The following is a 26,902-nucleotide window of genomic DNA, read 5'->3' as shown; positions in this document are numbered from 1 at the left end:
TAGATTAATCAGCATAGTTCAGCATAGTTGCCGTATGCCGGAAGATGTTATAAAAATATTAAATGTAAACTTTAAAAACTATCGAAACAATGAAAAATTATCCGAAAATCGGGATTCGTCCCACAATTGACGGACGTCAGGGTGGTGTCCGCGAAAGCCTTGAAGAAAAGACTATGAATCTTGCCAAAGCAGTGGCGGAACTTATTTCGTCGAATCTGAAAAATGGAGACGGAAGCCCTGTGGAATGTGTAATAGCCGATTCTACTATAGGACGTGTTGCTGAAAGTGCCGCATGTGCGGAAAAGTTTGAGCGTGAAGGTGTCGGCTCTACCATAACCGTTACTTCTTGCTGGTGCTATGGAGCTGAAACTATGGATATGAACCCTTATTATCCAAAGGCTGTATGGGGATTTAACGGAACTGAAAGACCGGGAGCCGTTTATCTGGCTGCCGTACTTGCAGGTCATGCACAGAAAGGTTTGCCTGCATTCGGTATCTATGGTCACGATGTACAGGATATTGAAGATAATACAATCCCTGCTGATGTAGCGGAAAAGATACTTCGTTTTGCTCGTGCGGCACAGGCTGTCGCTACAATGCGTGGAAAGTCATATCTCTCTATGGGTAGTGTGTCAATGGGTATTGCGGGTTCTATCGTAAATCCTGATTTCTTCCAGGAATACCTTGGAATGCGTAATGAGTCTGTTGACCTTACTGAAATTATCCGCCGTATGACCGAAAGCATATATGATAAGGAAGAATATGCCAAAGCTATGGCGTGGACAGAGAAATATTGCAAGAAGAATGAAGGCAAGGATTTCAATATCGAAGCAAAAGTTAAGACCCGTGAGGAAAAGGATGCCGATTGGGAATTTATCGTCAAGATGACTATCATCATGCGTGACCTTATGACAGGCAATCCGAAACTGAAAGAAATGGGATTCAAGGAAGAGGCTCTCGGACATAATGCGATAGCTGCCGGTTTCCAGGGACAGCGTCAGTGGACTGACTTCTATCCAAACGGTGACTATTCAGAGGCGTTGCTTAATACATCGTTCGACTGGAACGGTATCCGTGAGGCATTTGTTGTCGCAACAGAGAATGACGCATGCAACGGTGTGGCTATGCTCTTCGGTCATTTGTTGACAAACCGCGCGCAAATCTTCTCTGATGTACGTACATACTGGAGTCCGGAAGCCGTTAAGCGTGTGACAGGAAAAGAACTTACAGGACTGGCAAAGAACGGTATCATACACCTTATCAATTCCGGTGCCACTACACTTGACGGTACGGGACAGCAGACAGACGCGGAAGGTAATCCGGCAATGAAACCATTTTGGGAAATCTCGGAAGCAGAGATGGAAAAGTGTCTTGAAGCTACTACATGGTATCCGGCAAACAGAGATTATTTCCGTGGCGGCGGTTTCTCTTCGAACTTCCTTTCAAAAGGCGGTATGCCTGTCACTATGAGCCGTCTTAACCTGGTGAAAGGTCTTGGCCCTGTACTTCAGATAGCCGAAGGTTCGACTGTGGAAATTGACCCTGAAATACATACGCTTCTTGATGTACGTACTGACCGCACGTGGCCTACTACATGGTTCGTACCACGCTTGTGCGACAAACCTGCTTTCAAGGATGTATATTCTGTGATGAATAACTGGGGAGCAAATCACGGGGCTATCAGCTATGGACACATCGGTCAGGATTTGATTACTTTGGCTTCAATACTCCGTATCCCTGTATGTATGCACAATGTTGACGATGATAAGATATTCCGTCCTGCTGCATGGAATGCGTTCGGTATGGATAAGGAAGGTGCCGATTATAGGGCTTGCCAGAATTATGGACCTATTTATAAATAAAAAAACTGATAGACAGTTGTTGATTGTGTGATTATAGTTAATTTTGAGGCTTAAGAACAGACGGTGAAATATCAGTTTTTTCTCCGTCTGCTTGTAAAGCTTCTTAAAATCAGATTATTATGATAACTAACGAACAAATAGAAAAATTCATTTCTGAAGCTCATCGTGTAGGAGATGCAGGATTGACAATATGCAGCAGTGGAAATATTTCGTGGAGAATAGGTGACGAAGTCCTTCTTTCTGGAACAGGGTCATGGGTTCCGTCGTTGCCTAAGGAGAAGGTCGCAATCTGCAAGCTTGAGACGGGTGAGGTGCTGAATGGAGTAAAACCATCGATGGAACATGGCTTTCATCTTGGAGTATTGAGGGAAAGACCTGATGTGAATGTCGTTTTGCATTTCCAGTCGCCATACGCTACAGCTGTTGCATGTATGAAAGAATTGCCGGATGATTATAATGTTACAGCTGAAGTACCATGTCATGTGGGGAAAGAAATCCCTGTAGTGCCATATTACAGACCGGGTTCTAAGGAACTTGCTGAAGGCGTGATAGCGGCAATGAAAGAACATAACTCTGTGTTGCTTAAAAAGCATGGGCAGGTGGTTTGCGGAAAAGATTTTGATGAGGCTTTCGAAAGAGCGATGTTTTTTGAAATGGCATGTCGTATCATTATACTGACAGGAGGTAAGTATGAAACCCTTTCAAATACAGAGATTGACGATCTGGAAACATACGTATTAGGAAAGAAAACAAAATGAGAGAAGCATATTTAGCGATAGACTTTGGAGGAGGTAGCGGGCGTGTAATAGCCGGCTACACTTCCGATGGTGAACTCCGTCTGGATACGATATACCGTTTTCAGAACAGACAGGTCAGGATGGGTGGTCATATATATTGGGATTTCCTTTCTTTGTTTGAGGACATGAAAATAGGAATACGTATGGCTGTTGAAAAAGGATATAGAATAAACAGTATCGGTATTGATACATGGGGGGTGGATTTCGGACTGATTGACAGGAATGGGAACCTTATAGGCAATCCTGTGTGCTATCGTGACAGCCGGACTGACGGTATGCCTGAAAAAGTTTTTAGCTTTATTGACCAAAGCAGGCATTATTCTATAAGCGGAACGCAGGTGATGGCGATAAACACTCTGTTTCAGCTTTATGCCATGAAAGAAGAAAAAAGTCCTTTGCTTTCTGTTGCAGACAAGCTTCTGTTCATGCCAGACTTGTTCAGCTATTTTCTTACAGGGGTAGCGAACAATGAATATAGCATAGCTTCAACTTCAGAATTGATGGATATCAAGGCCCGTGCATGGCATTTCGGTTTAATAAAAGAACTTGGACTTCCGGAACATATATTCTGTGATATAGTTATGCCAGGTCAGGAAAGGGGAACACTGAAACCGGATTTAAAGGAGGAACTCGGACTGGATTACGATGTGAAGGTCATAGCTGTAGCGTCGCACGATACAGCGAGCGCTGTATATGCAGTGCCTTCGGCGGACAATGGTAAAGTGACTGCTTTCTTGAGTTCAGGAACATGGTCTCTGCTTGGTGTGGTGGCAGAAGAACCTATTCTTTCTGAAGAAGCCAGAGTTAATGGTTTCACTAATGAAGGTGGTGTAGATGGAAAAATATGCTTTCTACAGAATATCACCGGACTATGGATTCTTCAGAAACTGATGTCTGAATGGGAGAAAGAAGGCAAATGTACCGAATATGACGTGTTGATTCCAGATGCGGAGAAAGCTGAAATTTCATCGGTGGTGGATGTTGATGATAATTCTTTTGCCAGTCCTATAAATATGGCGGAAGCAATAACATCCTACTGTAGGGAAAGCGGACAGCAACTTCCACGGACTCAGGGAGAATTCGTGAAATGTGTATTGTTGTCATTAGCTGAAAGATATAGGAAAGGAATTGAAGGGCTGAACAGATTGCTGCCTCGTCCCGTTGAAAAACTCCATATTATAGGAGGCGGTTCGCAGAATAAATATCTCAACCGGCTGACAGCCTTGGCGACAGGCCTTGAAGTTGATGCTGGTCCGGTGGAAGCTACCGCAATAGGTAACATCTTGGTTCAGATAAAACATAAATGAAAGATTGGTCTATTTCGCCTTATTCATTAACCTAAACTTTAAATTATTCATGAAACAATCTATTATCAGTAAAGACGGGAACAGTTATTTGTATCCTTTCATATTGATTACAATGTGTTTTGCATTATGGGGATTTGCAAACGATATAACCAATCCTATGGTAAAGGCTTTTTCCAAGATATTCAGAATGAGCGTAACCGATGGTGCTTTGGTTCAAGTGGCATTCTATGGCGGATATTTTGCGATGGCTTTTCCGGCTGCTATGTTTATCAGAAAATATACTTATAAGGCCGGAGTCTTGTTAGGCTTAGGGCTGTATGCATTAGGAGCGCTTGCTTTTTTCCCGGCAAAGCTTACCGGAGAATATTATCCGTTCTTGTTGGCATATTTCGTTATGACTTGTGGGTTGTCATTCCTTGAAACAAGTTGCAATCCTTATATACTTTCTATGGGACCTGAAGAGACAGCTACCCGCCGTCTTAATCTGGCTCAGGCATTCAATCCGATAGGGTCTCTGATGGGAATGTATGTGGCCATGAACTTTATACAGAATAAGTTACATCCCATTGATACAGCGGAAAGAGCACAATTGACTCAAGCAGAATTCGAGGCAGTAAAGGATTATGATTTGTCTGTTCTTATAGCTCCATATCTTGTTATAGGTCTGGTGATAATAGTTATGCTTTTAGTAATCAGGATGTCGCAAATGCCAAGGAATGCTGATAATTCACATTCAATAGACTTTATTCCTACTCTGAAACGTATATTCTCAAGAAGGCGATATAAGTATGGTGTGATAGCCCAGTTCTTTTATGTAGGTGCCCAGATAATGTGTTGGACATTTATTATTCAATATGGAACGCGCCTGTTTATGTCGCAGGGAATGGAAGAACAGGCGGCAGAGGTACTTTCGCAGGAATATAATATTTTGGCAATGATATTTTTCTGTGTCAGCCGCTTTATCTGTACTTTCATACTTAAATATGTAAAACCTGGCAGATTGCTTATGGTATTGTCAGCAGCAGCAATAGTACTTACAGCCTGTGTAATAATATTTGAGAATATATGGGGAATGTATTGTCTTGTGGGAGTGTCTGCGTGTATGTCATTGATGTTTCCTACCATATACGGTATAGCATTGAAAGGTTTGGGCGATGATGCCAAGTTTGGTGCTGCAGGTCTGATAATGGCGATTCTCGGCGGATCAGTATTACCTCCGCTTCAAGCATCTATCATTGACTGTAAAACATTGTTTGGAATGCCTGCAGTGAATGTGTCTTTTATATTGCCATTGTTTTGCTTTGTCGTGATTGTGGTTTATGGATATAAGATGAGAAAGGAAAGTTGATAATTGATTATGGAATGATAAATAAACAAAAACAGGTTTGAGATTATTGATGTATCAAACCTGTTTTTGCTATATAATAAGTATGTCTTATTGTATTTTCTTGCTCTTGTTCTCTTCAGTCTTTACCTTTCTTAAAAGATCTGATGCGAAAATAAAGTTGTTCAGTCTTTCGTTTGTAGCTGTGAAAACTTCATCTTTTGTCCCGGACCATTCCTTATGTCCCTGGTAGATGTATAGAATGCTGTCGCCTATACCCATTACGGAGTTCATGTCGTGGGTGTTGATAATAGTCGTCATGTTGAACTCTGTTGTGATATCATGGATAAGCTCGTCTATTACTAACGACGTTTTTGGATCAAGTCCTGAGTTAGGCTCATCGCAAAACAGATATTGTGGATTCAGAGCTATTGCTCTGGCAATGGCTACTCGCTTTTGCATACCTCCGCTTATCTCGCCGGGGTATTTGTTCTGTGCGTCTAAAAGATTTACCCTGTCAAGACAGAACTGGGCGCGGCGTACACGGTCGCGGTAAGTGTCATTTGAAAACATGTCAAGAGGGAACATTACATTCTCCAGTACTGACAGTGAATCGAATAATGCTGCGCTTTGGAATATCATACCCATTTCCTTGCGTAGAGTTTTCTTTTCGTCTTTTCCCATGCTCAGGAGATTTCTGTTGTCATAAAGCACTTCACCTTTTTCGGGTGTCAGAAGTCCCACAATACATTTCATTAGAACGGTTTTACCTGAACCGCTCTGACCTATGATGAGGTTGGTCTTTCCGTTTTCGAAAGTGAAGTTGATGTCGTCGAGGACTGTCTTGTCCTCGAAAGACTTACTTATAGATTTTACCTGTATCATCCCATTAAGAGTTGTGTAAGAATTAAATCGGAGAAAAGTATGAGCACGCTGCTTGAAACGACAGCATTGGTGCTTGCCTTACCTACTGAAATAGAACCTCCATCTACAGTGTATCCGAAATATGCTGATACGCTGGCGATTATAAATGCGAAGAAAAGTGATTTGATGAAGCTGCACCAGATGTACCATTCAATGAAACAGTACTGAAGACCGTATTCAAGGTCGGTGGCGTTCATTATTCCTGCAAACCATGCGGTACAGAAAGCTCCCACTATTCCGGCGAATATACTGAAAATGACAAGGAACGGAATCATTGTCATAAGTCCGAGAATCTTTGGTAAAATCAGATATGAGGCTGAGTTTATACCCATTATCTCAAGAGCGTCGATTTGCTGGGTGACACGCATGGTCCCTAACTCGGAGGCTATGTTTGAACCTACTTTACCGGCAAGTATAAGACACATGATGGCTGATGAGAACTCAAGCAACAGAATTTCACGTGTAGTATATCCTACTACGAAACGTGGCATCCACGGACTCTCAATGTTCAACTTGATCTGGATACATATAACCGCTCCTATGAAAAATGAAATCAGAAGTACTATACCTATAGAGTTTATTCCCAACTGGTATAACTCGTTTAAATACTGCTTGAAATATACTCTAAACCTTTCAGGACGTGAAAAAACTCTGCCCATAAGGATAATATATTTACCAAGAATGCTGATAGGTTTTATCATGACGTTTAATAATTTGCTGCAAAAGTACGGTTTTTTAGCTATTAAATAATAAAAGATGGGATGATTTTAATGTAAAAGACCATATAACCCAAGAAATTTACTACTTTTGTGCCAAAATTAGCTATATGGAACAACTTAGGGATAAGGAACACGAAGATAAACCTATTGGCGAAGGTTCTCAGCCTGATAACAAGGAATGTATGGTACTTCGTACGGAGAATCTTGTAAAGAAATATGGTAAAAGAACTGTTGTCAACAATGTATCAATCAATGTAAAACAGGGTGAGATTGTCGGATTGCTTGGTCCGAATGGTGCCGGTAAGACAACTTCTTTTTATATGACAACCGGCTTGATTGTGCCAAACGAAGGACATATTTTTTTGAATGATGAGGATATAACGTCATATCCTGTATATAAACGTGCGCAGAAGGGTATAGGTTATCTTGCCCAAGAAGCTTCTGTGTTCAGAAAGATGAGTGTAGAGGATAATATAGCTTCAGTACTGGAACTTACCAATAAGAGTCCTGAATATCAGAAGGATAAACTTGAAAGCCTGATTGCTGAATTCAGACTGCAGAAGGTGAGAAAGAACCTTGGAGACCAGCTTTCGGGAGGAGAACGAAGACGTACTGAAATAGCCCGCTGTCTTGCGATTGACCCAAAATTCATAATGCTTGACGAACCGTTTGCCGGTGTCGATCCTATTGCCGTGGAGGATATCCAGCATATCGTATGGAAACTTAAGGATAAGAATATCGGTATATTGATTACTGACCATAATGTACAGGAAACATTGAGTATTACTGATAGGGCATATTTGTTGTTCGAGGGTAAAATCCTGTTCCAAGGTACTCCGGAAGAGCTGGCTGAAAACAAAATTGTGCGCGAGAAATATTTGAGTAACAGTTTCGTATTGAGGAAAAAGGACTTCCAGATTCAGAACGTGCGTGAATGATGCAAATGTGAAGAGACATGCTTAAATTTTTTTTGTGCTGACTTTTTGGTAGTTGCAAGATTAAACACTATTTTTGCACACCCCAAAAAGTTTATACTTTTGAAATAAGAATAAATAATTAATATAAAACACTTTAAGAAATGAATATTTCATTACAGAATGTAAGCAATGTAAGCGCTGTGCTTACTGCGCAGATTGAAAAAGCTGATTATCAGGAAAAAGTTGAAAAAGCGTTGAAAACACTTCGTCAGAGAGTTAATATGCCAGGTTTCCGTAAAGGTATGGTTCCTATGGGACTTATCAAGAAGCAGTATGGTGTATCTGTACTTCTTGAGGAAGTTGATAAATTGTTGCAGGAAAAGGTTGGTGAATATATCCGCGAGAATAAAGTAAATATGTTGGGTGCTCCACTTCCAAAGGAAAACAACGCTAACTTCGAAAAAGACGAAAACTTCGAATTCTCTTTCGATATCGCTTTGGCTCCTGAATTCTCTATAGAATTGTCAAACAATGATACTGTTGACTACTATGATATCGATGTAACTGACGAAATGGTAGAACAGCAGGTTAATATGTACAGACAGCGTACAGCTAAATATGACAAGGTTGAAGACTATCAGGAAAAGGATATGCTGAAAGGTCTTTTGGCTGAGCTTGACGAGAACGGAAATACAAAAGAAGGTGGTGTTCAGGTAGAAGGTGCAGTTATGATGCCTACATACATGAAGAACGACGACCAGAAAGCTATCTTCAACGGTGCTAAGGTAAACACTGTATTGGTGTTCAACCCTTCAGTAGCTTTCGATAACAACGAAGCTGAACTCTCTTCTCTTCTTAAAGTTAAGAAAGAAGATGTCGCTAACTACAAAGGCAACTTCAGCTTCCAGATTGAGGAAATCACTCGTATGATTCCGGGTGAACTGAATCAGGAATTGTTCGATCAGGTTCTTGGTGAAGGCAAGGCCTCAAACGAAGAAGAATTCCGTGCTCAGGTTAAGGAAAGCATCGCGACTCAGTTCGTAGCTGACAGCGATTATAAGTTCCTTATCGACTTGCGTACTTACACTATGGGCAAGGTTGGTAAATTGGAATTTGCTGACGACTTGATGAAACGTATCATGCTTGACAATAACAAGGAAAAAGGTGAAGAATACGTAAACGAAAACTACGATAAGAGTCTTGAGGAACTTACATGGCACCTGATTAAGGAAAAACTTGTTGAAGCTAACGGTATCAAGGTTGAACAGGCTGATATCCAGAACATGGCTAAGGAAGCTACTCGTGCTCAGTTCGCTCAGTACGGTATGATTAATGTTCCTGAAGAATTGCTTGAAAACTATTCTAAGGAAATGTTGAAGAAGCGTGAAAGCGTAGAAGCTCTTGTAAACAGAGTAATTGAATCTAAGCTTGCTGAAGCTGTTAAGGGACAAGTTTCATTGAACCACAAAGCTGTTTCTGCTGAAGAGTTTAACAAAATGTTTCAATAATATAGTCCAAGGCTGAAGTTAATTGCTGAGGCTTATTAATGGAAGAGGCTTTTAACCGAGGCTTTTCTGTTGGGGCAAGCTGTTTTGGGTCTTGTGCACAGAAAAGAATGGGTAAAAGTCTCTTTCTCTATATTTAAACGTATAAATATCAATAATATGATGGATGATTTCAGAAAATATGCAACCAAGCATTTGGGTATGAGCGGAATGGTGCTTGACGATGTTATCAAGTCGCAGGCTGGATATCTAAATCCTTATATCTTGGAAGAAAGACAACTGAATGTAACTCAGCTTGATGTATTCTCTCGATTGATGATGGACCGCATCATCTTCTTAGGTACCGAAATTAATGATTATACTGCCAATACTCTTCAGGCACAGCTGTTGTATCTTGACTCAATAGATTCAGGAAGAGATATTTCTATATATATCAACTCACCTGGCGGTTCTGTATATGCCGGCTTGGGTATATATGATACGATGCAGTTTATTACAAGTGATGTGGCGACATTTTGTACAGGACTTGCCGCTTCTATGGCAGCTGTATTGCTTGTTGCAGGACAGGAAGGAAAACGTTCGGCCTTGACACATTCAAGGGTAATGATTCATCAGCCACTTGGCGGAGCTCAGGGACAGGCTTCGGATATTGAAATCACTGCACGTGAAATAATGAAACTGAAGAAAGAATTATATACAATCGTTGCAGAACACTCGCATACTGATTTTGATAAGGTTTGGGCTGATTCAGACCGCGACTATTGGATGACAGCACAGGAAGCAAAGGAATATGGTATAATTGACGAGGTAATGTCTCGCAAACCTTCTATGTAAACTTGTTTAGTAAAATAAATAAAGTGTATGCTTAAGGTGAATATGCGGTCAGTTGATTGCGTATTACCTGAAAATTACTGTATAGAAAACTTTATAACTAAATAATTATAGTCATTGGAAAATTCAAAAACAACCAGAAATAAAAATAAGTGCAGCTTTTGCGGACGTTCGGAAAACGAGGTTGGTTTTCTGATTACTGGTGTTAACGGCTGTATCTGTGATTTATGTGTAGAGCAGGCTCACGAGATAGTAAAGGAAGCAAATAAACGTTCGCATGCAGGACATAACAGTAATCTGAGAATGGATGAACTGCCTAAACCTGCTGAAATCAAGGACTTTCTTGATCAGTATGTAATTGGTCAGGATGATGCCAAAAGATATTTGTCTGTGGCTGTATATAACCATTACAAACGTCTTCTTCAAGGCCCTGATGATAATGATGTGGAAATTGAAAAATCTAACATTATCATGGTGGGAAGTACAGGTACAGGTAAAACTTTGCTTGCACGAACTATAGCTAAACTATTGAAAGTTCCATTTACAATTGTCGATGCTACAGTATTGACCGAAGCAGGTTATGTGGGTGAGGATATTGAAAGCCTTCTTACACGATTACTGCAGGTTGCCGATTATAATGTGGAAGAGGCTGAACGCGGTATAGTATTTATTGACGAAATAGACAAAATAGCCCGCAAGGGAGATAATCCTTCTATTACAAGGGATGTAAGCGGTGAAGGTGTTCAGCAAGGTTTATTGAAACTGCTTGAAGGCTCGATTGTAAATGTTCCGCCACAGGGTGGTAGAAAACATCCTGAACAGAAAATGATACCTGTAAATACCAAGAATATTCTTTTTATTTGTGGTGGAGCGTTTGAAGGTATAGAACGCAAAATAGCTCAGAGACTGAATACTAATGTAGTAGGCTATAATTCTGTGAAAGAATCTGTGAAAATTGATAAGAGTAATATGATGCAGTATATCGCTCCTCAGGATTTGAAATCCTTTGGGCTGATACCTGAAATCATTGGCCGTCTTCCTATATTGACTTATCTTAATCCATTGGACAGAACAGCTTTGCGTAATATTCTGACAGAGCCTAAGAACTCTATTATTAAGCAATATATCAAACTCCTTGAAATGGATGGAGTAAAATTAATATTTCAGCCAGAAGTTCTTGACTATATTGTAGATAAGGCTATTGAGTACAAATTGGGAGCCAGAGGATTGAGATCTATCGTTGAGACGATTATGATAGATGTCATGTATAATGTGCCTTCCCATGACGTAAAAGAGTTCGTGGTAACGCTTGATTATGCCAAAGAACAGGTTGAAAAATCTAACTTGTCGCGTTTACAGTCTGTATAAATTGTAAATGAAAAAAATACATGTTCAGATGATTTTTTTTCTGTATTTATTTGTAAAATATTGAAAGTTGTTTATAACTTTGTTACATAAGAACTTTTCAGTATATAGTTGAATCATTTAATTCATAGGGAGCAATGGCGGAAAAAATCAACTTAGCAGAACAATTGAAGAAGTATTTCGGTTTTGATACTTTCAAGGGAAATCAAGAGGCTATAATAAGAAGTCTGCTTGATGGTAATGATACTTTTGTACTGATGCCGACCGGAGGGGGAAAATCGTTATGCTATCAGTTGCCTTCTTTGCTTATGGAAGGTACTGCTATTGTAATATCACCGCTTATTGCGCTTATGAAGAATCAAGTGGATGCTATGCGTAACTTTAGTGAAGAAGATGGAGTTGCGCATTTCATAAATTCTTCATTATCAAAATCGGCTATAGATCAGGTTAAATCGGACATCATGTCAGGTAAGACAAAATTGTTGTATGTCGCTCCTGAGTCTCTTACGAAAGAAGAGAATGTGGACTTCCTTAAGCATGTGAAGATTTCTTTCTATGCTATTGACGAGGCTCATTGTATCTCGGAATGGGGACATGATTTCAGACCTGAATATAGAAGGATTCGTCCTATAATAAACGAAATAGGCAAGGCGCCTGTTATCGCACTGACAGCAACGGCTACACCTAAGGTGAAAATGGATATCCAGAAAAATTTGGGCATGACTGATGCCGCAGAGTTTAAATCTTCTTTTAACCGTCCTAATTTATATTATGAGGTACGTCCGAAAACCAATAATATAGACAAGGATATAATAAAATTCATTAAGCAGAATCCTGAGAAATCAGGTATTATATACTGCTTGAGCAGAAAGAAGGTTGAAGAACTGGCCGAAATACTTGTAGCAAACGGTATAAAGGCAAGACCATATCATGCAGGTATGGATGCCGCAACAAGAAATACTAATCAGGATGATTTCCTTAAGGAGAATATTGACGTGATAGTTGCGACAATTGCTTTCGGTATGGGTATTGACAAACCGGATGTGAGATATGTATTGCATTATGATATTCCTAAAAGTCTTGAGGGATATTATCAGGAAACCGGACGTGCAGGTAGAGATGGTGGCGAGGGACAGTGTATAGCATTCTATTCGAATAAGGATTTACAGAAACTTGAAAAGTTCATGCAGGGAAAACCTGTATCTGAACAGGAAATAGGTAAACAACTCCTTCTGGAGACTGCCGCGTATGCGGAGACTTCCGTGTGTAGAAGGAAAGTTTTGATGCACTATTTCGGTGAGGAATATACGGAAGATAATTGTGGTAATTGTGATAACTGTTTAAATCCAAAGAAACAAGTGGAGGCTCAGGAATTATTGTGTGCAGTGATTGAAACAATCGTTGCTGTTAAAGAAAATTTCAAACAAGATTATATAATAGATGTATTGCTTGGTAAAGAGACATCAGAGGTGTTGGCCCATAAACATGATGAACTGGAAGTGTTTGGTTCGGGTATGGGTGAAGAAGAACGCTTGTGGAACTCGGTAATACGTCAGGCTCTTATTGCTGGATATTTGACAAAGGATGTGGAGAATTATGGATTGCTTAAGGTTACTCCGAGCGGTCATAAGTTCCTTAAGAATCCAAAATCTTTTAAGATTGTTGAAGACACTGATTTTGACGAGGATGAGGTAGAAGAAACTCCAATGCGAGGCGGCGCTTCATGTGCGGTGGATCCGGTGTTGTATTCTATGCTTAAAGATTTGCGTAAGAAAATGTCCAAGAAATTGGATGTTCCTCCTTATGTTATTTTCCAAGATCCTTCGCTTGAGGCTATGGCTACTATATATCCTATAACTCTTGAGGAATTGCAGAATATTCCGGGAGTAGGAGCTGGAAAGGCAAAACGTTATGGTCAGGAATTCTGCGATTTGATTAAAACTCATTGTGAGGAAAATGAAATTGACAGACCTGAAGATTTGAGAGTCCGTACGGTTGCTAATAAGTCTAAACTTAAAGTATCAATTATACAGAGTATTGACAGAAAGGTGGCATTGGATGATATTGCTGTTGCAAAAGGTATAGATTTTCAGGAACTGCTTGATGAAGTTGAAGCTATAGTATATTCGGGTACAAAACTGAATATTGATTATTTCCTTGATGAAATAATGGATGAGGACCACATGTTGGATATCTATGATTATTTCAAGGAATCTGAAACAGATAAAATCGAGGATGCTATGGATGAACTTGGTGATGACTACACTGAAGAAGAAATAAGGTTGGTTAGAATTAAGTTTATTTCTGAAATGGCTAATTAATTGAAGCTTGTTAAAGATATGAGATGCTTCGCCGGTTTGTTAACTGTGGCGAAGCATTTTTTTTGTCATAAAAATATGTTAATATAATAATTCTCATTTATATAATTCGTATAAAAATAGTATATTTGCACGCAATAATAATCAAAAGCATAAAGCCCTATGTCATTTATTGCAGATAAAGTTGTTATGGATGGATTGACTTATGATGACGTTTTGTTAATCCCTGCCTATTCTGAAGTATTGCCTAAAACAGTCGAATTAACGACTAAGTTCTCACGTAACATCGAGTTGAAAATCCCTTTCGTAACTGCGGCTATGGATACAGTTACAGAATCTCAAATGGCTATAGCGATTGCCAGAGAGGGTGGTATCGGTGTAATTCATAAGAATATGTCTATTGCTGAGCAGGCTCGCCAGGTTGCAACAGTGAAACGTGCTGAGAATGGTATGATTTCAAACCCTGTTACAATTAATAGAGATGCAAAAGTGAAAGACGCCCTTAATATAATGGCTGAATACAAAATCGGTGGTATTCCTGTTGTAGATAATGAAAATAATCTTGTAGGTATAGTTACTAACCGTGACCTTCGTTTCGAGAAGGATATGGATAAGCAGATTAATGAAGTTATGACTTCTGAGAATATCATTACTACAACTCAGTCAACTGATATGGAGACTGCAGCACAGATTCTTCAGGAAAATAAAATAGAGAAACTTCCTGTAGTTGACGAAAAAGGCAAGTTAATCGGTCTTATCACTTATAAAGATATAACTAAAGCTAAGGATAAACCTATGGCATGTAAGGATGCTCAGGGACGTTTGCGCGTCGCTGCTGGAGTTGGTGTTACAGTTGATACCCTGGAACGTATGGAAGCTTTGGTTAATGCAGGCGCAGATGCCATTGTTATCGATACTGCTCACGGACATTCCAAATATGTTATAGATAAACTTAGAGAAGCAAAAAAACGTTTCCCTAATGTGGATATCGTAGTAGGAAATGTTGCTACAGGCGAAGCTGCAAAAGCATTGGTTGAAGCTGGTGCAGATGCGGTTAAAGTAGGTATCGGTCCGGGTTCTATCTGTACTACACGTGTGGTAGCCGGTGTGGGTGTACCTCAGCTGACAGCTGTTTATGATGTGGCAAAAGCTTTGGAAGGTACAGGAGTTCCTTTGATTGCTGATGGTGGATTGCGTTATTCCGGCGACGTTGTTAAAGCATTGGCTGCCGGTGGATATAGCGTAATGATAGGTTCGTTGGTTGCAGGTACTGAAGAGGCTCCTGGTGATACAATTATCTTCAACGGACGTAAATTCAAGTCTTACCGTGGTATGGGATCGTTGGAAGCTATGGAAAATGGCTCTAAGGACCGTTATTTCCAGAGTTCTACTACTGATGTTAAAAAACTTGTTCCGGAAGGTATCGCTGCACGTGTTCCTTATAAAGGTACACTTTATGAAGTAATCTATCAGTTGACTGGTGGTCTGCGTGCCGGTATGGGTTATTGTGGGGCTCATAACATTATGGAACTTCATAATGCCAAGTTCACTCGAATCACAAATGCAGGTGTCTTGGAAAGCCATCCACATGATGTAGCTATTACAAGTGAGGCTCCTAACTATAGCCGTCCTCAATAATATTAACTGAATATTAGTGTTGGCATGGATCATATATAATGCGCTTACGCTTATGTATGGTCCATGTTTTTTTTTGATGACATGAAAAAGCTCTGTTTATTTTGTCTGATGTTTATTTGGTGTTGCCAGTATCTGTATTCCGGCAATAACTCTGACGTGGTATTGTTAAAGATAGATGGCAGTAATATTTATTTGTCAGAATATGAGGATTATTACAGGAGTATTGATGGGATGTCCAGTTGCTCAAAAGAAGATTATTTTTACTATTTCCTCAGATATAAGCTGAAGGTTCGTGAGGCGATAGAGAGGAAACTTGATAAAGACGAAAAATTCATAAGGGAGTTTGGCGCTTTAAGACAGGAACTTTTATATAATAAATCTTTGCACTGTGTGAAAGGAAATGAACAGAATGGGGATAATGTTGTTATTCAGATATTGACATACAAATTACGCCAGAATGAGGATACGGATAATGGATTGAATTTCATGAAAAAATTGTATTCCGAATTTTCGTCAGGAGTATCCATTATTGAGGCAACCCGTAAATATCCGGATGAAATGCTAAAAATCGAAGGGATTCATGATTTAAGTGCATTACTAAATGAAACGAAAGAAGCATTAGGGAGAACTCCTTCAGGTGAATATTCCAAGCCATTTGTCTCTCCGGAAGGAGTGCATATAGTGAGAGAAACAAGTTGTGAATGTGAAACTGAAACAGTGCTTAAACATGCTTATGAAGCGTTGCTTATTGCTGAACTTGACAAAAATATAATTTTGGCTTACGGCGAATTTTCGGATTACGAGCTTGAAAGATATTTCAAATCGCATAAGAAAAAATATAAATGGGAATATCCTCATTATAAGGGAGCGGTGGTTCATTGTAAAAGTAAGAAGGTCGCTTCGAAGATAAAACGAAGGTTGAAGAAATTGCCTATGGAACAATGGACTGACAGATTGAATGAATTAATCGAAGATAATGCGGACTATCAGTCTATGATAAATGTAGGTCTTTTCAGTATTGGTGAAAATGAATATGTAGATAAACTTGCTTTTAAGTGTGGTGATTTTAAAGCAATGGATGAATATCCATATACTTTTCTTATAGGTAAGCGTATTGATTATATGCCAGACAGTTACAAAGATGTTTATGAGACACTCCTTCAGGACTATAAACAAGAACGTGAGAAACTTTATTTTGGAGATTTGGAACGTAAATTTAAGGTAGAAAAGTATATTGACGTTTTAAAAACAGTTAATTCTTGTGGAAGTAATTGATTTATACAGTATCTTCGTTCACTGATTGATGGAAAAATGTATTATAAGTATCTTTTTTGTGTAATAACGGTTTTAGGATTACTTACTGTTGGTTGTACGGAAACTGTTGACCATAGAGGTAAAACCCCATTGGTACAGGTGGGTAAGAATTTTCTGTATAAAGAGGATGTCATGTCTGTAATTCCTCCTAATGTGTCAGAAAAAGACAGTGCCGATATAGCAGATAGGTATATAAGAAACTGGGTTGATGATATATTGCTTTATACAAAAGCTGAAGGTAATATTCCTGATAATGAAAGGATAAACGAATTGGTCAATTCGTATCGTAAGGTGTTGATTACTCATACCTATATAGAACATATCGTCAGTCAGGAAGTAGGAAACGCTATTCCTGATAGAGAGATAGAGGAATATTATGATAAGAATAAGGAAGTGTTTCTGGCTTCGGAACCTTACATAAAAGGTTTATATATTAAAGTTCCGAAAACGGCTTCAGGAATATCTCAAGTAAGACAATGGTATAAAAATTCTTCTGAGTATTCTGTTGACAGAATTGAAAAATATGGTTTGCGTAATGCTGTAGATTATGAATATTTCTATGACAAATGGCGACCTGTAAATGAAATCTTTCTCAAGTTTCCGCTTAAGGAAGGTGATAAGGTGAAGAATAGTATCGGTAAGAATAAGAATATAGAGGTTAGTGATTCGGCTTTTCATTATTTCCTTCATGTTGAAGATTATTTGGGAAAGGGTGAAATCTTGCCTTTGGAATATGCTGGTAATGATATTAGAGAAATAATAATGAATAATAAAAGAGTGGAGTTTATAACAAAGATGAAGGAAGATTTGTATGATGAAGCTCTTGAAAGTAATGATATAAAATATTTTAATAGCTCAAATGAATAATTTAGGTGTAATAAAATCAAGTTTATTCCTACTCCTGATGTTTGTAGGATTAACCGTGAAAGCCCAGGACAATGTGATTGATGAAGTCGTTTGGGTAGTAGGAGACGAGGCTATCTTAAAATCGGATGTTGAAAACGAGCGATTGAATGCCCAATACGAAGGAAGACGTTTCGACGGAGACCCATATTGTGTTATCCCTGAGGAACTTGCAGTTCAGAAATTGTTTTTACATCAGGCTGAAATTGATAGTATAGAAGTTTCTGAACAGGAAGTTATTCAGAAAGTTGAGCAACAGGCTTCATGGCTGATAGACCAGATTGGCTCTAAAGAAAAAATGGAGGAATATTATAACAAGACATCTACTCAGATACGTGAGATGTTAAGGGAAAATATCCGTAATGGATTGATTGTACAGCAAATGCAGCGTGAACTTGTGGGGGATATAAAACTTACTCCTGCTGAGGTTAGAAATTATTTCAAGAACTTGCCTTCAGATAGTATTCCGAGTATTCCAACACAGGTAGAGGTGCAGATTATAATACGTGAGCCTAAAATCAAGGAAGAGGAAATAGAAAGAGTTAAGAAACAATTGCGTGATTTCACAGAACAGATTTATAAGGGTGAATCTTCATTTTCGGTATTGGCGATGTATTATTCTGAGGACCCTGGATCTGCACGCCGTGGTGGTGAATACGGATTTACAGGTAGAGGTGAATTGACTCCTGAATTTGCAAATGTGATATTCAACATGACAGATCCTAAAAAGATTTCAAAAGTGTTTGAAACAGAATATGGATATCATATAGCGCAGTTGATTGAAAAACGTGGTGACCGTGTCAGTTATAGACATATCCTTATAAAACCTAAAGTGGACGAACAGGAAATAGAAGAAGCCCTGAATAAACTTGATACTTTGGCTAATGACATCAGAAAGGGAAAGGTTACATTCGACGAGGCTGCTACATGGGTATCACAGGATAAGGATACAAGAAATAACCATGGTTTGTTGGCTAATCCACAGACGGGTACTGCAAGATTTGAGATGCAGCATCTTGCCGGACTTGTTTCTCAGGAGGTTGCTAAGGTTGTAGAAGGTATGCAGATAGGTGAAGTGTCAAAGCCATTCACAATGATTAATTCCAAGGGTAAAGAGGTTTGTGCCATAGTTAAGTTGAAAAACAGAATAGATGCTCATAAGGCTACTATCACAGAAGATTATCAGAGACTGAAAAGTATGGTGACAGCCAAACGCAGTGAGGAGAAACTTCAGGAATGGATTCTGCAGAAACAGAAAAGTACTTATGTCAGAATAAATCCTAAGTGGAGAAAATGTGATTTTAAATATCCGGGATGGATTAAGGAATGATAAATTTTCATTATTGCCTAAATAGACTGAATGTTTGACTTAAAAAATAAAATAAGATTATTTGGCGGGCAGAGAGTACTGTTGTTGTGTGCTCTCTGCCTGTTGGGCTTTTGCCTGACTGCTGCTAATTTACAGGACGGAAGGAATAACACACAGCCTAAGCAGAAAAGTAAAGTGTATTTGTTGAAGGCTGATAAGTTGAAGAAAGATGCTGCCAATCCTGATGCGCAGGTTGTAGTAGGTAATGTGGTTTTCCGTCATGACAGTGTATATATGTATTGCGACAGTGCATATTATTATGATAAGATAAACTCTTTCGAGGCGTTCAGTAACGTACGTATGGAGCAGGGTGATACGCTGTTCCTGTATGGGGACAGACTGTACTATGACGGATTGACCCAGATAGCGCAGATGAGGATGAACGTAAGGATGGAGAACCGTAATACAACCTTACTGACAGACAGTTTGAACTATGATAGAATATTCAATCTGGGATATTTTTTTGATGGTGGTACAATGATGGACGATCAGAACGTATTGACTTCCGAGTGGGGTGAATATAGTCCGGCTACCAAGATGTCGGTGTTTTACTATAACGTAAAACTTGAAAATCCGCAGTTTACAATGCTGTCTGATACATTGCGATACAATACGATGACTAAGGTCGCAAATATTGTTGGTCCGTCCGATATTTACAGTGACGACAATTATATATATTCTGAATCCGGATATTATTATACCCAGACTGGTAAGGCAGACTTGTATCAGCGTTCAATATTGTCGAATGATGGAAAAGAACTGACTGGCGATTCCTTGTTTTACGATAGAAACACAGGTATAGGTGAGGCTTTTTCGAATATTGTATTGACAGATACTGTAAATAAGAATATGATGTTTGGCGACTATGGGTTTTATAATGAAAGACTGAAAAATGCTTTCGTTACTAAGAATGCTCTTGCGGTGGACTATTCTCAGGGTGACAGCCTTTTCCTTCATGCAGATACGCTCAGTCTTAATACGTTTCATCTCGATACTGATTCCATGTATAGGGAAGTCAGAGCATATCACAAGGTGAGATTTTACAGGACTGACATACAGGGAGTTGCCGATTCGCTTGTTTTCTCTTCTAAAGATTCGTGTCTGATAATGTATAAGGATCCGGTGTTGTGGAATGAAAATCAGCAATTACTCGGTGAGCAGATTAATATCTATATGAATGACAGTACCATTGACTGGGCACATATTATTAATCAGGCCTTGTCGGTTGAACAGATACCGGTCGATACTACATTGTACAATCAGATAACCGGCAAAGAAATAAAGGCTTATTTTGAGGACGGACTTATGGAGAAGGTTGAAGTTATAGGGTCTGTGAGACTCGTTTATTACCCAATGGACTCTGACAGTCTGCTTATAGGAATGAATGTTTCAGAAACCAGTCAGCTCGACATTTATTTGGAAAATCAGCAGTTGGAGCGTATGGTGATGAGTCCGAAGTCCAACGGTACGCTTTATCCTATGACGCAGATTCCTTTGGAGAAGAGTCATCTTGACAATTTCGTCTGGTTTGACTATATTCGCCCTTTGAATAAGAAAGATATATTTATATGGAGAGGCAAGAAATTGGAAGACCAGTTCAAGAAGAAGGTGCGTGGACCGGTTGAGTTGCCTAATGAGCATTTGTTTAACAATAAATAGATAGTATTATGGGAATGTTTACAATGAGAAAGCCAAGAGCTTACCACCACGAATATATTTATGTGGATGAGCGTAAGGAAAAGTTGCAGAAGATAGAGGAAACTGCAAAACGTGAACTGGGAATGCTCCCGCCAAAGGAATTTTCTCCTGAAGACATCAGAGGAAAGTTTGTAGAAGGTACTACTTATCTGAAACGCAGAAAGGATAGTGGAAGAAAGCCATTGAGCTATGCTACATTGTTCGTTGCCATACTGATTTTGCTATATATACTGCATTATCTGATTACTGGTAGCTTTACATTTTGATTTAAAGGGAGAATAATAATTTATGAGCGATATAATCCGATTGTTGCCCGACTCCGTTGCAAATCAAATAGCTGCGGGAGAGGTTATTCAGAGACCGGCTTCGGTTATTAAGGAATTGGTGGAAAACGCCATTGACGCCGGAGCCACTCATATTGATGTGTCTGTGACCGATGCCGGAAAAACCTGCATACAGGTGATAGATAATGGTAAGGGTATGTCTGAAACAGATGCCAGACTGGCTTTTGAACGTCATGCAACGTCAAAAATACGCGAGGCTTCGGATTTGTTCGCTCTAAGGACAATGGGCTTCCGGGGCGAGGCACTTGCGTCTATTGCCGCTGTAGCTGAGGTGGAGTTAAGAACCCGTCAGCACGGCGAGGAGTTGGGTACTTCTATTATTATATCCGGATCGAAGGTTGAAAAGCAGGAGCCTGTAGCATGTCCTGAAGGAAGTAATTTCATAGTTCGAAATTTGTTTTTCAATGTGCCGGCAAGAAGAAAATTCTTGAAATCAAACCAGACAGAACTGAGCAATATAATCTCAGAGTTTGAAAGGATAGCTTTGGTTAATCCGGATGTGTCGTTCACGTTTCATCATAATGGGACCGAGATACTTAACCTGCCTTCCATACAGTTAAGACAGCGAATAATGGGGGTTTTCGGTAAAAAGCTGAATCAAGAGCTTCTGTCACTCGATATTGATACAACTATGGTGAATATTAACGGTTTTATCGGGAAGCCGGAAACTGCCAGAAAAAAAGGTGCAAGACAATTCTTCTTTGTTAACGGCAGATATATGCGCCATCCATATTTCCATAAGGCTGTAGCCGATGCCTATGAACATTTGGTGCCTATCGGCGAACAGGTGTCTTATTTCATCTATTTCGATGTCAATCCTGCAAATATTGACGTTAATATCCATCCTACAAAAACTGAAATCAAGTTTGAAAATGAACAGGCTATATGGCAGATATTGTCAGCTGCTGTGAAAGAGACATTAGGGAGGTTTAATGCGGTACCTTCGATAGATTTCGATACAGAAGGAATGCCTGAAATTCCAGCAATCGATATGGGTAATTATTCCGGAGGTGAGCTGCCGGCCACATCGTATGACCCTTCGTACAATCCATTCAATCAGTCGTCTATTGTTCCTCCTTCATCTTATTCTTCCGCTGGTAAGAAGAAAACTGAGTGGGAACCTTTTTATCAGGGACTCGAGAAAAAAACTTCTTATTATAATGAAGCAGCCGACGTATTTCCAGAGGAGGAAAGTTTTGTAGATTCACCTTCGCATGCTGGTGGAACAGATGAACCGACTATTTATCATGAACATCCTGATGCGTTGGTAGCAGAGAAGTCGGCACAGCATTATCAGTATAAAGGTACTTATATTCTTACATCTGTAAAGTCGGGTCTTATGATAATAGACCAGCATAGGGCTCATGTGCGTATCCTGTATGACAAATACATGGAGCAGATACAAAAACATGTAGGTCTGTCACAAAGAATGTTGTTTCCTGATATGGTGCATTTCTCTCCGTCTGAAGTCCCGGTTGTGGAAGAAATAATGGACGATCTTGTGTCATTAGGATTCGATTTAAGTTCTCTTGGAGGCGGTACTTATTCTATAAATGGCGTTCCGGCCGATATTGAGGGATTGAATCCGGAAACGTTGATAACCAATATCGTTCATTCTGCTATTGAGAAGGGATGCAAGGTGAAAGAAGAAGTTCAGAGTCTGATTGCGCTTTCCATGGCACGGGCGTCGGCCATAGTTGCCGGGCAGATTCTTTCAAATGACGAGATGAATGCTTTGGTTGACGGGCTGTTTTCTGTTTCGGCTCCTAATTATACACCGGATGGAAAAACTGTCCTTGCGCTCATGAATGATGATGATATAGAGAAACTTTTCCGTTAAGACTATGAATATTCTGCTGCCGACCATAGTGGGCAGAGCTGCCGACTGTAGTGGGCAGCATTGCTGACTGTAGTCGGCACCATTGCTGACTATAGTCGGCAGACAGAAGAGTCATGTTGCTTCAATTTGAGTTTAATGTTTTTATAATGGTATATATGAGATTTATTCTATTGTTTTCTATATTCTTTGGCTTGTCGGTAAATGCCCAAGACATAAATTCTGTATTTATTTCAATGCCGGATTCCCTTTCTCCGATACTGACAAAAGTAAACCGTCAGGATTTTTCCGATTTCTTGTCATCCGGCATGAAAGCTGTAGTAAAGAATAAATTTGACGGGAAATCAGAAATGCTTAAATTGACAGATGATTATCTGCTGCTGAAAACTACATCTGTATCTTCGGAAGAAATGAAATTGTTGCCGCTCAACGATTCAGTCAATGTGGTTTGTGTGGTAAATACATATTCAGGCCCTGCCGAAGACAGCAAGGTTTCATTCTATACTACAGACTGGAAAGAGCTGCCGTTGAGTGACTTTATTAAGCTGCCGGATTATAAAGATTTCTACAAATCTCAGAACGACAGTATCAACAGTGTAAGTATAGACGATTTTACGATGGATATGCCTGTTATGAAAGCAAATCTTTCAAGCAATGATAATGATATTGTTTTTAAGATTACTTCCTTTGAGGCAATGGATAAGGAGACTGCCGAAAAATTGAAACCTTATACGGCAGATTCATTGAACTATAAATGGGTTGATGGTACATTTGTAAAGGAATAGTAACATACTATCAGGTTGTATATATGTTGTTAAGCATAAAACCAATATGATTACATATATAATGTCTGAAAGTACGCAAAAAATATTTAATTCGGTTTGTCTCCCTTTACAAAAAAACTTATCTTTACAAAGATTTTTGAACTAAAATTGATTTCGAATTATTACGTATAAGTTCTATTTGTCGTAATTAATGATGTTTTTCTTATACGTATAGATAAAAATATTTGTAATAGAAATGCTTATTAAAATTCTTAGAACATTATCAGTCGCAGCTTTTGCTTTGGTGTCAATAAATACTTCGGCACAGGACTTGTTGGCTAAGCAAGCACCTATAGACAGAAAGCTCAAGTCTGTTGACTCATTAGCTTTGGTACGTCAGATTGAAACAGAACAGGCCTTTTATCCTGCATATTCATTGTATCCTGAATGGAGTAATGAAAGAGTGCATGCTTATGGCAATAAAGTGACAGTACCTGATACTTTCAGAATAGATCTTACCGGATTCTGTATGCCGACACCGCATACAAAAATTACTTCAAAGTGTGGCCCTCGATGGAGACGTATGCACAATGGGTTGGACATTAAAGTCTATATAGGTGATACAATCCGTGCTGCATTCAGCGGAAGAGTAAGAATCGTGAGATACGAAAGGTCTGGTTATGGAAAATATGTGGTAATACGTCATGATAACGGCCTTGAAACAATTTATGGTCATCTTTCAAAACAGCTTGTAAAGGAAGACCAGTTTGTAAAGGCTGGTGAAGTTATAGGTCTTGGTGGTAATACAGGACGTTCTACAGGTTCGCATCTGCATTTCGAAACAAGACTTCTTGGTCAGGTGATAAATCCTGAATTCCTGTTCGATTTTCCAAATCAGGACATTGTTTCGGACAGTTATTTGTTCATCAAAGGTGCAAACATGTACAACTACCAGAGAACAAAAGCTTTGGCCGCTTTGAAGAGAGGCGATTTGGATAAGGTTACAGTAGCTGCCGCTTCAATACGTTATCATAAAATTAAGAGCGGAGATACTTTGGGCTCTATATCAAGAAAATATCATATCTCGATAGATAAACTTTGTAGTATGAATGGTATTAAGCGCAATACAGTGCTTAGGATTGGACAGGTATTGCGTTGTTCTTAAGTCTGTATATATACTTAAATATAGAAATCTTATTTGACGTTAATATGATTAAAAGGTGGGGTGAGAAATCATTTCCACCTTTTTTATTATGCGTTTATTTGAAAAATAAGTAACTTTGCCACATATTCATTATGGTTTATGAAAGATACTAAACAACAGTTTGAACACGTTATAGAAATATGTCGTAGCCTTTACGAAAAGAAATTGCATGATTATGGCGCGGCGTGGCGTATTATGCGTCCGTCATCTGTTACAGATCAGATATTCATAAAGGCAAACCGTATTCGTAGTATTGAGGTTAAAGGGGTGGCTCTTATCGACGAAGGAATCCGTTCGGAATTTATTGCAATCGTAAATTATGGAATAATAGGACTGATTCAGCTTGAGCTTGGTTTTGCCGAGACAAACGATATGAGTATTGAATGTGCTCTTGAAATGTATGATAAGTATGCGAAGAAAGCCCTTGAACTTATGTTGGCAAAAAATCATGATTACGATGAAGCATGGCGCAGTATGCGTATATCGTCATATACAGATTTAATTCTCATGAAGATATACAGAACCAAGCAGATTGAAGAACTTGGCGGGGAAACACTTGTTTCCGAGGGTGTTGATGCCAATTATATGGATATGATTAATTATTCTGTATTCGGACTAATAAAACTGGAATTTGGAGAATAAATATATACATAAGATAGCTGTTACAGGCGTTAATATTTGCCGTTTTCTTTTAGCTTTTGTGTTTCTCTTCTCGGGATTTATAAAGGCAAATGATCCAATGGGAACGGTTTATAAGATACAAGACTATTTTGAGGCCTGGGGGGGTGAGGTGTGGAATTCAGGATTTATTCCATATCTTGTAGCTTGGGCTTTGGCGATAGTGGAATTCACTTTAGGTTCATATTTGCTTTTTGGTATCAGACGACGATTGGCTTCGATATTGTGTCTTCTGTTTATGCTTGTAATGACTCCGTTAACATTATGGCTGGCTGTGGCAAATCCAATTTCCGATTGCGGATGTTTTGGTGACGCCATACATTTGTCCAATTGGAATACTTTTTGGAAAAATGTTGTATTGCTCATTGCGACAATATTTGTTTTCATACGTAATAGGGATATAGTAAAACTTGTATCCGACAAGATGGACTGGCTTGTTGCGATGTACAGTACAGTGTTTATTTTCCTGTTCACTTATTTCACTCTGAACCATTTACCTGTGTTCGATTTTCGCCCGTATCATATCGGAGCAGATATAAAGGCAGGAATGGAAATACCTGAAGGAGAGGAGTTGCCGGAATATGAAACAATATTTACTTATCAGAAGGATGGCGTAAATAAAGATTTTACAATTGATAACTTCCCGACAGACTCTACATGGCATTTTGTAGAATCACAAACTGTATTGAAGAAAGCGGGATATGAACCTCCGATTAAGGATTTTGTCATAATCTCAAATGATGACGGATTTGATATAACGGAAGATGTTCTAAACGATGAATATGTATTTCTGCTTATATCACCGTGGCTCGAGAATGCCGACGACAGTTCTATGGACCTTATCAACGAGATATATGATTATTCGTTGGATTATGGTTATAAGTTCTATTGCTTAACGGCTTCTTCAGACGAGGCCATATCGCGTTGGCAAGACTATACAGGTGCTGAATATCCGTTTGCTACTATGGATGAAATTACGCTTAAGACCATAATACGTTCCAATCCGGGACTTGTTTTGCTTAAGAATGGAACAGTAATAAGAAAATGGAGTAATTTTTCTATGCCTGACGAGTATCAGCTTACCGATTCGTTGGATAAATTGCCAATAGGAAATTTGGATGATAACACTTTGTGGACTAAGATTATGGAAATGCTGATCTGGTTCTTTGGGCCTTTGGCACTGTTTATCATTATAGATATTATTTGGTTGAATGTTCGCAGGAAGAAAAAATTTATACCGGCTCCTGAGAAAAAAAATGAAAAGAAAATTTGATTATAACCTTT

General features: G+C 39.1%; 22 protein-coding genes. 20 read left to right on the top strand and 2 right to left on the bottom strand.

Annotated features, from left to right (window positions below; genetic code table 11):
* The first annotated feature begins 89 nt into the window (after nt 1–89).
* The 4 genes from fucI (at nt 90) to fucP (ending at nt 5,314) form a co-directional block, all read left to right on the top strand.
* Entirely contained in the window at nt 90–1,862 is a 1,773-nt protein-coding gene (fucI, locus tag H6A27_RS02610) for an L-fucose isomerase (RefSeq protein ID WP_204507560.1), read from the top strand.
* A 119-nt stretch (nt 1,863–1,981) separates the two neighbouring features.
* Entirely contained in the window at nt 1,982–2,620 is a 639-nt protein-coding gene (locus tag H6A27_RS02605; protein ID WP_204401555.1) for a class II aldolase/adducin family protein, read from the top strand.
* The gene (locus tag H6A27_RS02600) at nt 2,617–3,966 is read left to right on the top strand and encodes a rhamnulokinase (protein WP_204507559.1); all 1,350 of its coding nucleotides are present in this window, start codon (nt 2,617–2,619) and stop codon (nt 3,964–3,966) included. Before H6A27_RS02605 ends, H6A27_RS02600 begins: the two co-directional genes overlap by 4 nt.
* Nucleotides 3,967–4,015: 49 nt before the next feature.
* A complete protein-coding gene (gene fucP / locus H6A27_RS02595; protein WP_204401550.1) occupies nt 4,016–5,314 on the top strand; it encodes an L-fucose:H+ symporter permease in 1,299 nt (432 codons plus the stop codon).
* A gap of 87 nt (nt 5,315–5,401) precedes the next feature.
* Here the strand turns inward: fucP and H6A27_RS02590 are convergent, their stop codons facing one another.
* Nucleotides 5,402–6,175: an ABC transporter ATP-binding protein gene (locus H6A27_RS02590; RefSeq protein WP_204507558.1), complete on the bottom strand. Its 774-nt coding sequence runs from the start codon at nt 6,173–6,175 to the stop codon at nt 5,402–5,404.
* Nucleotides 6,172–6,915: an MlaE family ABC transporter permease gene (locus H6A27_RS02585; protein ID WP_204401546.1), complete on the bottom strand. Its 744-nt coding sequence runs from the start codon at nt 6,913–6,915 to the stop codon at nt 6,172–6,174. The genes H6A27_RS02590 and H6A27_RS02585 overlap by 4 nt, the downstream gene beginning before the upstream one ends.
* Nucleotides 6,916–7,115: 200 nt before the next feature.
* Here H6A27_RS02585 and lptB point away from each other — a divergent pair, with 200 nt between their 5' ends.
* The 16 genes from lptB (at nt 7,116) to H6A27_RS02505 (ending at nt 26,891) form a co-directional block, all read left to right on the top strand.
* The gene (lptB, locus tag H6A27_RS02580; protein WP_204401644.1) at nt 7,116–7,871 is read left to right on the top strand and encodes an LPS export ABC transporter ATP-binding protein; all 756 of its coding nucleotides are present in this window, start codon (nt 7,116–7,118) and stop codon (nt 7,869–7,871) included.
* A gap of 140 nt (nt 7,872–8,011) precedes the next feature.
* A complete protein-coding gene (gene tig, locus H6A27_RS02575; protein ID WP_204401544.1) occupies nt 8,012–9,358 on the top strand; it encodes a trigger factor in 1,347 nt (448 codons plus the stop codon).
* 159 nt (nt 9,359–9,517) lie between these two features.
* Nucleotides 9,518–10,189, top strand: a complete 672-nt coding sequence (clpP, locus tag H6A27_RS02570; protein WP_204401642.1) for an ATP-dependent Clp endopeptidase proteolytic subunit ClpP — start codon at nt 9,518–9,520, stop codon at nt 10,187–10,189.
* Between the two features lie 114 nt (nt 10,190–10,303).
* The gene (gene clpX / locus H6A27_RS02565) at nt 10,304–11,554 is read left to right on the top strand and encodes an ATP-dependent Clp protease ATP-binding subunit ClpX (RefSeq protein WP_204401543.1); all 1,251 of its coding nucleotides are present in this window, start codon (nt 10,304–10,306) and stop codon (nt 11,552–11,554) included.
* Nucleotides 11,555–11,688: 134 nt separating this feature from the next.
* Nucleotides 11,689–13,872: a DNA helicase RecQ gene (gene recQ / locus H6A27_RS02560; RefSeq protein ID WP_204401540.1), complete on the top strand. Its 2,184-nt coding sequence runs from the start codon at nt 11,689–11,691 to the stop codon at nt 13,870–13,872.
* A gap of 159 nt (nt 13,873–14,031) precedes the next feature.
* Nucleotides 14,032–15,507, top strand: a complete 1,476-nt coding sequence (guaB, locus tag H6A27_RS02555; RefSeq protein WP_204401538.1) for an IMP dehydrogenase — start codon at nt 14,032–14,034, stop codon at nt 15,505–15,507.
* Nucleotides 15,508–15,588: 81 nt separating this feature from the next.
* Nucleotides 15,589–16,782 (top strand): hypothetical protein, encoded by a 1,194-nt coding sequence (locus tag H6A27_RS02550; protein WP_204507557.1) that lies wholly within the window; start codon nt 15,589–15,591, stop codon nt 16,780–16,782.
* A 36-nt stretch (nt 16,783–16,818) separates the two neighbouring features.
* Entirely contained in the window at nt 16,819–17,688 is an 870-nt protein-coding gene (locus tag H6A27_RS02545) for a peptidylprolyl isomerase (RefSeq protein ID WP_204401534.1), read from the top strand.
* Nucleotides 17,681–19,054 (top strand): peptidylprolyl isomerase, encoded by a 1,374-nt coding sequence (locus tag H6A27_RS02540; RefSeq protein ID WP_204507556.1) that lies wholly within the window; start codon nt 17,681–17,683, stop codon nt 19,052–19,054. The genes H6A27_RS02545 and H6A27_RS02540 overlap by 8 nt, the downstream gene beginning before the upstream one ends.
* A 30-nt stretch (nt 19,055–19,084) precedes the next feature.
* Nucleotides 19,085–20,752, top strand: coding sequence for an OstA-like protein (locus tag H6A27_RS02535; protein ID WP_204401530.1), 1,668 nt, complete (start codon nt 19,085–19,087; stop codon nt 20,750–20,752).
* An 8-nt stretch (nt 20,753–20,760) separates the two neighbouring features.
* The gene (locus tag H6A27_RS02530; RefSeq protein ID WP_204401528.1) at nt 20,761–21,057 is read left to right on the top strand and encodes a hypothetical protein; all 297 of its coding nucleotides are present in this window, start codon (nt 20,761–20,763) and stop codon (nt 21,055–21,057) included.
* A 22-nt stretch (nt 21,058–21,079) separates the two neighbouring features.
* Nucleotides 21,080–22,975: a DNA mismatch repair endonuclease MutL gene (mutL, locus tag H6A27_RS02525; protein ID WP_204401526.1), complete on the top strand. Its 1,896-nt coding sequence runs from the start codon at nt 21,080–21,082 to the stop codon at nt 22,973–22,975.
* Nucleotides 22,976–23,130: 155 nt separating this feature from the next.
* Nucleotides 23,131–23,757: a DUF3256 family protein gene (locus H6A27_RS02520; protein WP_204507555.1), complete on the top strand. Its 627-nt coding sequence runs from the start codon at nt 23,131–23,133 to the stop codon at nt 23,755–23,757.
* A gap of 235 nt (nt 23,758–23,992) precedes the next feature.
* On the top strand, nt 23,993–24,901 hold the full coding sequence (locus H6A27_RS02515; protein ID WP_204401522.1) for a peptidoglycan DD-metalloendopeptidase family protein: 909 nt from the start codon (nt 23,993–23,995) through the stop codon (nt 24,899–24,901).
* Between the two features lie 138 nt (nt 24,902–25,039).
* Nucleotides 25,040–25,582 (top strand): DUF1599 domain-containing protein, encoded by a 543-nt coding sequence (locus H6A27_RS02510; protein ID WP_204401520.1) that lies wholly within the window; start codon nt 25,040–25,042, stop codon nt 25,580–25,582.
* On the top strand, nt 25,572–26,891 hold the full coding sequence (locus tag H6A27_RS02505) for a BT_3928 family protein (protein WP_204507554.1): 1,320 nt from the start codon (nt 25,572–25,574) through the stop codon (nt 26,889–26,891). The genes H6A27_RS02510 and H6A27_RS02505 overlap by 11 nt, the downstream gene beginning before the upstream one ends.
* Nucleotides 26,892–26,902 lie beyond the last annotated feature (11 nt).

It is taken from the genome of Bacteroides caecigallinarum (assembly GCF_016902295.1).
In the GTDB taxonomy this organism is placed as follows: Bacteria; Bacteroidota; Bacteroidia; order Bacteroidales; family Bacteroidaceae; genus Phocaeicola; species Phocaeicola caecigallinarum_A.
The sequence above is the reverse complement of the archived record's forward strand: the minus strand, read 5'-3'. Positions and strand labels throughout refer to the sequence as shown.

What these genes read in the sequence shown, in the direction of transcription:
- recQ (WP_204401540.1), top strand. Translation starts at nt 11,689, where the DNA reads ATGGCGGAAAAAATCAACTTAGCAGAACAATTGAAGAAGTATTTCGGT.
- mutL (WP_204401526.1), top strand. Translation starts at nt 21,080, where the DNA reads ATGAGCGATATAATCCGATTGTTGCCCGACTCCGTTGCAAATCAAATA.
- H6A27_RS02590 (WP_204507558.1), bottom strand. Translation starts at nt 6,175, where the DNA reads ATGATACAGGTAAAATCTATAAGTAAGTCTTTCGAGGACAAGACAGTC.
- H6A27_RS02515 (WP_204401522.1), top strand. Translation starts at nt 23,993, where the DNA reads ATGCTTATTAAAATTCTTAGAACATTATCAGTCGCAGCTTTTGCTTTG.
- fucP (WP_204401550.1), top strand. Translation starts at nt 4,016, where the DNA reads ATGAAACAATCTATTATCAGTAAAGACGGGAACAGTTATTTGTATCCT.
- H6A27_RS02600 (WP_204507559.1), top strand. Translation starts at nt 2,617, where the DNA reads ATGAGAGAAGCATATTTAGCGATAGACTTTGGAGGAGGTAGCGGGCGT.
- H6A27_RS02535 (WP_204401530.1), top strand. Translation starts at nt 19,085, where the DNA reads ATGTTTGACTTAAAAAATAAAATAAGATTATTTGGCGGGCAGAGAGTA.
- H6A27_RS02545 (WP_204401534.1), top strand. Translation starts at nt 16,819, where the DNA reads ATGTATTATAAGTATCTTTTTTGTGTAATAACGGTTTTAGGATTACTT.
- clpP (WP_204401642.1), top strand. Translation starts at nt 9,518, where the DNA reads ATGGATGATTTCAGAAAATATGCAACCAAGCATTTGGGTATGAGCGGA.
- H6A27_RS02530 (WP_204401528.1), top strand. Translation starts at nt 20,761, where the DNA reads ATGGGAATGTTTACAATGAGAAAGCCAAGAGCTTACCACCACGAATAT.
- lptB (WP_204401644.1), top strand. Translation starts at nt 7,116, where the DNA reads ATGGTACTTCGTACGGAGAATCTTGTAAAGAAATATGGTAAAAGAACT.
- H6A27_RS02520 (WP_204507555.1), top strand. Translation starts at nt 23,131, where the DNA reads ATGAGATTTATTCTATTGTTTTCTATATTCTTTGGCTTGTCGGTAAAT.
- tig (WP_204401544.1), top strand. Translation starts at nt 8,012, where the DNA reads ATGAATATTTCATTACAGAATGTAAGCAATGTAAGCGCTGTGCTTACT.
- H6A27_RS02585 (WP_204401546.1), bottom strand. Translation starts at nt 6,915, where the DNA reads ATGATAAAACCTATCAGCATTCTTGGTAAATATATTATCCTTATGGGC.
- H6A27_RS02510 (WP_204401520.1), top strand. Translation starts at nt 25,040, where the DNA reads ATGAAAGATACTAAACAACAGTTTGAACACGTTATAGAAATATGTCGT.
- H6A27_RS02605 (WP_204401555.1), top strand. Translation starts at nt 1,982, where the DNA reads ATGATAACTAACGAACAAATAGAAAAATTCATTTCTGAAGCTCATCGT.
- fucI (WP_204507560.1), top strand. Translation starts at nt 90, where the DNA reads ATGAAAAATTATCCGAAAATCGGGATTCGTCCCACAATTGACGGACGT.
- H6A27_RS02550 (WP_204507557.1), top strand. Translation starts at nt 15,589, where the DNA reads ATGAAAAAGCTCTGTTTATTTTGTCTGATGTTTATTTGGTGTTGCCAG.
- H6A27_RS02540 (WP_204507556.1), top strand. Translation starts at nt 17,681, where the DNA reads ATGAATAATTTAGGTGTAATAAAATCAAGTTTATTCCTACTCCTGATG.
- guaB (WP_204401538.1), top strand. Translation starts at nt 14,032, where the DNA reads ATGTCATTTATTGCAGATAAAGTTGTTATGGATGGATTGACTTATGAT.